11 protein-coding genes and 1 pseudogene are annotated in these 6,824 nt (G+C 64.2%); 2 read left to right on the top strand and 10 right to left on the bottom strand.

Annotated elements, in window-relative coordinates:
- Positions 1 to 253: 253 nt before the first annotated feature.
- The 8 genes from GFD30_RS25970 to GFD30_RS25935 form a co-directional block, all read right to left on the bottom strand.
- Entirely contained in the window at positions 254 to 670 is a 417-nt protein-coding gene (locus GFD30_RS25970; RefSeq protein ID WP_153028047.1) for a hypothetical protein, read from the bottom strand.
- Positions 657 to 989, bottom strand: coding sequence for a hypothetical protein (locus GFD30_RS25965; RefSeq protein WP_153028046.1), 333 nt, complete (start codon positions 987 to 989; stop codon positions 657 to 659). Before GFD30_RS25965 ends, GFD30_RS25970 begins: the two co-directional genes overlap by 14 nt.
- Before the next feature lie 71 nt (positions 990 to 1,060).
- Positions 1,061 to 1,270, bottom strand: coding sequence for a hypothetical protein (locus tag GFD30_RS25960; RefSeq protein ID WP_194202127.1), 210 nt, complete (start codon positions 1,268 to 1,270; stop codon positions 1,061 to 1,063).
- 13 nt (positions 1,271 to 1,283) lie between these two features.
- Positions 1,284 to 2,030, bottom strand: coding sequence for a DddA-like double-stranded DNA deaminase toxin (locus tag GFD30_RS25955; protein ID WP_153028044.1), 747 nt, complete (start codon positions 2,028 to 2,030; stop codon positions 1,284 to 1,286).
- A 59-nt stretch (positions 2,031 to 2,089) separates the two neighbouring features.
- Positions 2,090 to 2,557 carry an NUDIX domain-containing protein gene (locus GFD30_RS25950; protein ID WP_153028043.1) on the bottom strand — a complete coding sequence of 156 codons (468 nt, stop codon included), beginning with the start codon at positions 2,555 to 2,557 and terminating at the stop codon, positions 2,090 to 2,092.
- A complete protein-coding gene (locus tag GFD30_RS25945; RefSeq protein WP_153028042.1) occupies positions 2,554 to 3,231 on the bottom strand; it encodes a TauD/TfdA family dioxygenase in 678 nt (225 codons plus the stop codon). Before GFD30_RS25945 ends, GFD30_RS25950 begins: the two co-directional genes overlap by 4 nt.
- A gap of 219 nt (positions 3,232 to 3,450) precedes the next feature.
- Positions 3,451 to 3,711 (bottom strand): hypothetical protein, encoded by a 261-nt coding sequence (locus GFD30_RS25940; protein ID WP_153028041.1) that lies wholly within the window; start codon positions 3,709 to 3,711, stop codon positions 3,451 to 3,453.
- Positions 3,712 to 3,715: 4 nt separating this feature from the next.
- Positions 3,716 to 4,033: a hypothetical protein gene (locus tag GFD30_RS25935; protein ID WP_153028040.1), complete on the bottom strand. Its 318-nt coding sequence runs from the start codon at positions 4,031 to 4,033 to the stop codon at positions 3,716 to 3,718.
- 150 nt (positions 4,034 to 4,183) lie between these two features.
- On the opposite strand from GFD30_RS25935, the gene GFD30_RS25930 reads away from it, so the two are divergent.
- Positions 4,184 to 5,023: an XRE family transcriptional regulator gene (locus GFD30_RS25930; RefSeq protein ID WP_153028039.1), complete on the top strand. Its 840-nt coding sequence runs from the start codon at positions 4,184 to 4,186 to the stop codon at positions 5,021 to 5,023.
- Positions 5,024 to 5,038: 15 nt separating this feature from the next.
- Positions 5,039 to 5,590: a class IV adenylate cyclase gene (locus tag GFD30_RS25925; protein ID WP_322633629.1), complete on the top strand. Its 552-nt coding sequence runs from the start codon at positions 5,039 to 5,041 to the stop codon at positions 5,588 to 5,590.
- 61 nt (positions 5,591 to 5,651) lie between these two features.
- Here the strand turns inward: GFD30_RS25925 and GFD30_RS25920 are convergent, their stop codons facing one another.
- Together GFD30_RS25920 and GFD30_RS26505 are read right to left on the bottom strand one after the other, a co-directional pair.
- A complete protein-coding gene (locus tag GFD30_RS25920; protein WP_153028038.1) occupies positions 5,652 to 6,164 on the bottom strand; it encodes a hypothetical protein in 513 nt (170 codons plus the stop codon).
- 440 nt (positions 6,165 to 6,604) lie between these two features.
- Positions 6,605 to 6,824 (bottom strand): annotated as a pseudogene (locus GFD30_RS26505) (hypothetical protein); the annotation flags it as partial.

Genomic DNA, 6,824 nt, shown 5'->3' with positions numbered 1-6,824 from the left:
ACCGTCAACGCCTACATTCGACCCTCGGCTACAAGACCCCCGCCGAGACCCTGGCCGAGTATTACGCTCGCGCCGCCTGAAACCCAACCGTTATGAGATCCGCGTCCAAGATCCTTGCTACACCTCAGGGCGCTCAACGGCTTTGGTGCGCACTGGGTTCTTGACGAGCAGGTTGTCTTCGACCGCGAGGCCGAAGACCGCGTTCATGATGAGGTAGACGCCCTCAGCGGTGGACAGCCTTCGTGCTGGTTCTTCAGCTCGGTAATGCGCTTGTTGACCTCGCTCGGACGGATGGAGCCGACCTCGCGGTTTCCAAAGTGCGGCTTGATGTGGAGCCGGTAGAGACCTGGTAGCGGATGACGCTCGCGGGGTCCTTCCGCGTTGTGATCCAGCTCTGAAAGACCTTCTCGAACTTGGTCTTGCCATCGGCGGGGGAGATGTAGGTACCGCGCCGGATGTCGGCCTCTTGGTCGTCGCCGTAGTTCTTGGCGTCCTCCTTGAGCCGGTGCGTCTTGGTGCACTCGCGCCCGTCGGGACCGATCCAGACGGCCTGCCAGCGGTTAGCGTCCTTGTTGCCGCCGTTGTCGGGGTGTTTCTTGGTCTTCTTCTTGACTGGCTTGCCGTCGGGACCCTTGACCTCGGTGAACCACAGGTCTCTAACACTTGCCATCTCGTTTTCGTCTTCCGGCTTCTGATTCGCCGTACCTCGCGAGTTCGCGATACACCTCGGGCGGAAGCAGCTCCATGAGCCGTTCTGCGCCAAGGTGGTTCATGCCGACGTAGATGAGCTGCCGCCTCGGCGGGCGGCCGATCATCTCGAAGTGGATCTGCTGCTCTCGGCCGTCTTCGTCGGGTACGGGGATGAGTGGGTAATGACCGTCCGCCCAGTCCCAAGCCCGTTCGCACGTGACCGGCTCGTCTACTCCCGTGACCTCGGTCGTCCTGTCGGGGTCGTCGTCGTGGGGGAGGAGTAGGGCGTTCGGATTCACGTCCAGGGCTACGGCCGACGCGTCGGTATTGAGTGAACCTCAAGGGGGTCTACCCCCGTCGCCGTTGGTTCTTAGCTCTCGGCCTGGTCGTCTTCAGGTGCCCACCAGTCCCATTCAAGTGTCCCAGTGTCCGAGCCCGGAGGGAAACGCACCGAGAACAGCGAGCGCTTGTCGCGCTGGTCGATGTCGGCGGGGGCTTGGACGCCGTGAGCCGTGGCGTACTCGTACAGCTCGGGGTCGGGTGTGCCCTCTTCCATGTACATCCTGACCAGCTCCGCCATCAGTTGCGGATCGTCAGTTACCGGCTTGCCCATTGAATGCCTCTCCCGTTCCATTGACTCGCTTGAACACGCGCGACCCGTCGTCGTTGACCGCCCAGATGTTGAGCACGCTTCCCTCGGGAACGAACGCGTGCGTGTTCTCCTTGCAGCCCTGCCCACGATTGTCGCAGGGCTCGGCGTTCAGGTAGAGCGTTGCCTCGTTGAGCTGGTCGCGATGCATCGTGGCGGCGACTTCACCCTCAATGTGCCCTCGGTTCGGCGTCGTGTCCCGGTAGCGTCCCCGCACGCTCCCAGGAGGAAAGGGCGAAGATCCAGGAGGACGGGCTCGGAGCACGCGGTCAGAGTGCGGCGAGCCGTCGGAGCGGTAGAGCTTCCCCTCGGCCGTTCCCGCCTCGCTGTAGCGGCGGAGGCCAGCGAGCTTCGTCGGGTCGAACTTCCGAGGGTTGAACGTTGGTGCCGACGACGAACCGACCGGGGTTGTGGCGGTCCCTGCTGTGCCCCTGGTGAGTAAACTGCCCTGCCTGATTGCGAGGACTTGCGCTTGGGCCTCGCCGATTCGGCCGGCGAGCCCGGCTGCCTCGGACATCAGCCCTTCGATGGTCTGGACAGCGGCGCTCGCGAGGTTTGCCGCGCCCTCCGCGCCGAGGGCCGCAAGCTGGCCTTGCAACTCCTCGGCCTGCTGCTTGCTTGCGGCGAGCTGAGCGGCTAGTCCTTCGGCTTCACTCTTGTTGCCGCCGAGGGAGGCGGCGACTTCATCCACGCTAGGCAAGGGGGTCCCTTCGATTCTGTGTTGGTCGGTGATCTTAGTGGCTTAGGGCGTCATGTGGTATGCGCCAACGCGGCTACAAGCCAGCGCGATACGGGTGCGTCGCCGAGGTCGTCAAGGCTGCTCACCCAGCGGGCTTCGGCGAGTTCAGGGGAGAGCGTGAGGGCCGCCGACGGGGCGGCCCCGGTGAGGATGGTCAGCGTGTCGCGCTTGGCTTCCAGCGTCGTTGTCACGGTCTCCAGTTCGGCGAGACCGTTTGGCGTGAGGGTGAAGCCGAGTTCTTCGGCGACCTCGCGCGCTCCGGCTTCGGTGGGTGTTTCCTGAGCGGGGCGATAGCCTCCGCCCGGAAGTCCCCAACGGGTCGGGTCGGAGTAGGAGTGTCGGACCACGAGGAAGCGACCTGAGCTGTCGCGTAGCAACACCTTGACCCCGAATGTGTTCGGCTTGCGGACTCGCCACCACAGCCTCTGTACGGGCGCTATGGCGCGGAGGACGGGCGCTGGCAGGCGGACGTGTCTCATGGCTTCAGTGTGATGGTTTGGTAGTGCGGGTCGTCGTAGCGGAACCGGATCATGCGGCGAGTGCCGTTGAACGGCTGACGGGCGTGGATCATCGCGCGGTTGTCCACCACGAGGAGGTCACCGGCTCGCCATCGGTGGACCAGGACCACGGCCTCAGCCAGCGCGGATTCAACGAGCCCGTACATCTCGTCTTCGCCGAGACCGGAGGGGAGACCGACGACGTTGTTCGTCTCCAGCTTGGAGCGGAAGTGGAGCGCGGGCCCGTGGGCGCCCATGACGATGAGCGGATGAGTCGCCTTGGTGGGTCGCCACTTTGTCGCGTACTCGATACGAACCGAGGTGAAGTCGTGTTCCTGGGCGAGCAGGGAGTGCGCAGCGGCGCGTCCGTCATAGAGACACGTCGCACCTCCCTCGGCCGCTGGGGCGAGGCACCCGAGCGCGAAGAACCGAAGCGGCTCGTCGTCGTCAAATTGTTCGGTATGGCGAGGAAGCCACGCCGGATCGTTGTCGGCTTCAAGGATGCGAGCGCCCATCCAACGTGCGCCGAGGTGAACACCGAGCGCGCACGGAGCCTCGGTCATGGGCCCGGCCTCAGGCTCGGCGCGAATGAGGGTGTAGCCGCGTATGTGGAGGTCTTCGGCAAGGTCGTCAAGGGTCCTGGCCAGTGTGTGCACGGCGCTCCTTCTCACTGGGAAGTCGAGATGAGGGCCGCCGCTTATGTCGTCTCGAAAGCGGCGGCCCTCCGTCCCCGCCCTGCCCCGGGCGTGGGACCACCGAGCGCCCACCAATTACCCCTACGCTCGGCTGTCGGTGTCCTCTGCGGGCCTTAGCAGGCCCACGCTGAGGACTCCTGATGGATTGGGCGCGGTCCTGGGAACGCGCCCGCCCGTGTCTCAGACACTCGATGAATTCGCTCGGCCGTCGCGCAGCTCGGCGACCTTCGATGCGATGGCGTCACGGAGTGAGGGCTTGTCGATCGCATAGCCGCCGACCCAGAAGGGCCGCGAGTCGTGCTCGATGCCTCTGGTCATGACCGCTCCATTGATGCCGGGAGTCGTGACGCGAAGGTGCGGCCCGTTCATCTGGTTCCGGTACTCCTCAAGGGCGTACTCCTGGCCGCCGACGTTGAACTTCTGCACGCGCTGGTCTGCCACCGGTTCATCCTTCGCAGACGCGAACAACGGCCGTCGCCCTCACCGTCGGGCGCGGTCCAACGTCGCGGGAGACGTACGCGCGATAGGCGCGCTCCTCGAAGTCCTCGCGCCACTCGTCGGGGTAACCGCCCCAAGGTTGGCCCCAGCTCGGCTTGAGGTCACCGGAGTTGAGGCCGGACACCACTAGGACGAGCGCGTTCCGGTCCCCTGCGAGGTACACCCTCATGGACTCGGGCGCGTGTGCGCTTGACGCGCACACGTCGAACGTCATCCCGTCCTGTACGAAGGACCCGCGTTTCACTTCGGTTGTCGGTGCTGGCATTGCTGTACCCCTTCGAGCGATCGTGAAGGCCGTTCTCTACTTCGGGGGCGTAGAGCTGTCTCCTTCGATGCTTCCGTTGTGAAGAGCCCGTTTCCATCCCTGGACAGGTATCTCACGATGAGATATCGTGTGGGTGCTATGTCTAGGGACATGTACGAACCGATTCGCATACCCGATGCGGTATGGGATAAGGACGATGTCCAAAAAGCGCTGACGAACCGCGACATAGCCAAGCTCTTCAGGGTCGCTCAACAGTGGGTAGGCTCAAGCCAGTCACGGATCGGAATTGCCATCGGCATGCCCCAAGGGCGGGTCAGCGAGATCATCCACGGGCACCGTGAAGTGGCCAGTATCGAAGTGCTGCAACGGATCGCTGACGGTCTTAACATGCCGAGCCGGGCACGGTTGCGTCTCGGCCTCGCGCCCCGACTTGAGGACTCCATCGAGTCCATGTCGCAGCTCGATCGCGTCGGCATCACCCAGATTTTCGCGTCGCAAAGTGAAGCTGCCGACGAAATTTCCGGCCGTGCGAAAGACGCGAAGCGAATTGATCTGCTCGTCGTTCGTGCGCTCGGCTTGATCGGACTCAACGAGTCGTTGCTTCGGGCGGCCGTGATGGGAGATCGGAGGGAACCGCTTCGGTTGCGTGTTCTGCTGCTTGACCCCGACTGTGAGGCCGCAAGCATCAGGGCGCAAGAAATTCGGGAATCGCCTGCCTCGTTCCGGGCGGGCATCAATCTGTCCATCGCGCGGCTTGAAGAACTCACCGGACGGCCGAACGTAGACGTGTCGGTGCGGAAGTACAGTGCCCTCCCGGTCTGGCGCTGTATCCGGCTAGACGACGTGCTCTACCTGTCGATGTTCCACCCCTCATCGGAAGGGCATCAGTCAAGCGTGTACAAGCTGGTCGCAGCTCAGTACAACCTCCTGTGGACAGGCTTTGAGCGGCAGTTCGACGAAGTGTGGCAGTCCTCGGCTGTCGTGATCTAGCGAAGGGAGCCCCCCGTGATTGAGGCGGAACTCAAGGCGCGCGTCAAGGACGTTGCTTCGGTCAAGGACTGGCTTGGCAAGCAGGTGGCCCCGGAGGCCGCCACCTACCAGGACGTTTACTACGACAGGGACGACGAGATGACCGGAAGCGACCGGGAGCTTAGGGTCCGCACGGTGAGCACCGCGCAGTCCCGTCGATCGGTCTTGACGTACAAGCAGGCGCGCGTGGATGAAGCGAGCGGTTCGAAGCCCGAGCATGAGACGGAGGTCAGCAACCCTGAAGCCGTCGCGAGCTTCTTGCTTGACACCGGCTACACGGAGTACGTCCGGCTGACGAAGCACTGCCAGAACTACGCCTTCCAGTTCGCCGGGTATGAGGTCCTTGCCACGCTCGTCCACGTGCCCGAGCTTGACGGGGCGTTCCTTGAAGTGGAGACCCTTGTCAGCGAGGCGCGGCTTCACGCCGCGCTCGAAGCGCTGGGGGACTTGCTTAGGGAACTGGGCCTTGAGAACGAGCTTGAGTCCGGCACCTACACGGACGCCATTCTGGCGGCCCGTTCCAGGTAGCTTCGTGGCTTGACGGCCCTGATGCTCCTGGGGGTCGCCTATAGCTCTTGCCCAATGGATGTCAGGATTCGAGGCTCTTCCGCCGAACTCGGAACGAATAGGTTTGTTTGCCGCCTGGCATTCCGGACGAGCCCCAGCCGCCGCTGGTAGCGACATTCCAGCCCTTCTGCTTGTTCATCTGCGCTGCGAACGTGTCGAGGTCCTTGACGGTGCACCCGCACAGCAGCTCAACTTCGATCCAGGTGTATTGAGCACGAGGTTTGTCTTCGATGGAAGAGCGCTGCCACTTCACATCGTGAACGTGGTCGGCAAGGCCGGTCCGCTCCTGGTCGTGGATGATGCCGAAGGCCCCGGCGTACTCGTCAAGGTCATCGATAATGAAGAGGTCGCTTCGGTAGTTACCGGGCCAGACCGCGTAGAGCGTCGATTCCCCGCTTCGTGCCCGCTCGTAGGTGCCGTTGTCCCGGCCGTGGGTTACGCGGCCGTCCTTGTGAACTTCGATGTAGCAGAGGGTCTGCATCCGATAGGGGAAGTCCTTGCCTGATGCTGCCGCGCTTCGGGGGTCTTGCTGCATCGGTACTCCGATCGAGGTTGGAAGGGCCCCGGTCAGGGCCGGAACGAAGGGCACTTGAGATCTAACCACAAGTGACAGTCGAGAGCTGTCCCCCGAACGTGGGGCCGTCGATTGAGGGGCCGGGATGGATGATTCCCGCCCTCTTCTGGTTCGGTTCCAGTTCTGGCCCAGTTCTGTCAGAGGCCGAAAATCGGCGGTAATCGGGGTGATCCCCAGGGAAGCGTTTCCGCAGGTGAACCCGCAAGTTCTGGGGTTCCCGCTGGTGGGGCCGATGCTCCTCAAGGATCACCCAGATCTACGAGGGCACCAACCAGGTGCAGCGGATCGTCATCGCCCGCGAACTCCAGCGCGGCAACGTCTTCTAGCGCGAACGCCCGGCGAAACGACGCCCTCCGGATCCATTCGAGGGAGCAGGCGGGCCCTCCGGGGCCCGCCTTTCCTCACGCCTCGGCTTCGACCGGTTCGGGACGCGGCGGGGCCGCCGGCTCGACCGCGGCGCTCCGGCGCCGACCGGCCAGAGCCAACGCGCCGAACGCGGCCAGCGCCAGGTACAGGCCCGCGACCGCCGGCCACGGCAGGCCCGCGCCCGCCAGGAGCGACCGCAGGTGCAGCGCGACCGCGAGCACGCCCACCGCGGCCGTCAGGGCCGCGGCCGGGAGG

The sequence above is a fragment of the Glycomyces albidus genome (assembly GCF_009451885.1).
GTDB classification, from domain to species: Bacteria; Actinomycetota; Actinomycetes; order Mycobacteriales; family Micromonosporaceae; genus Glycomyces; species Glycomyces albidus.
This window is presented reverse-complemented; position numbering and strand designations above follow the sequence as displayed.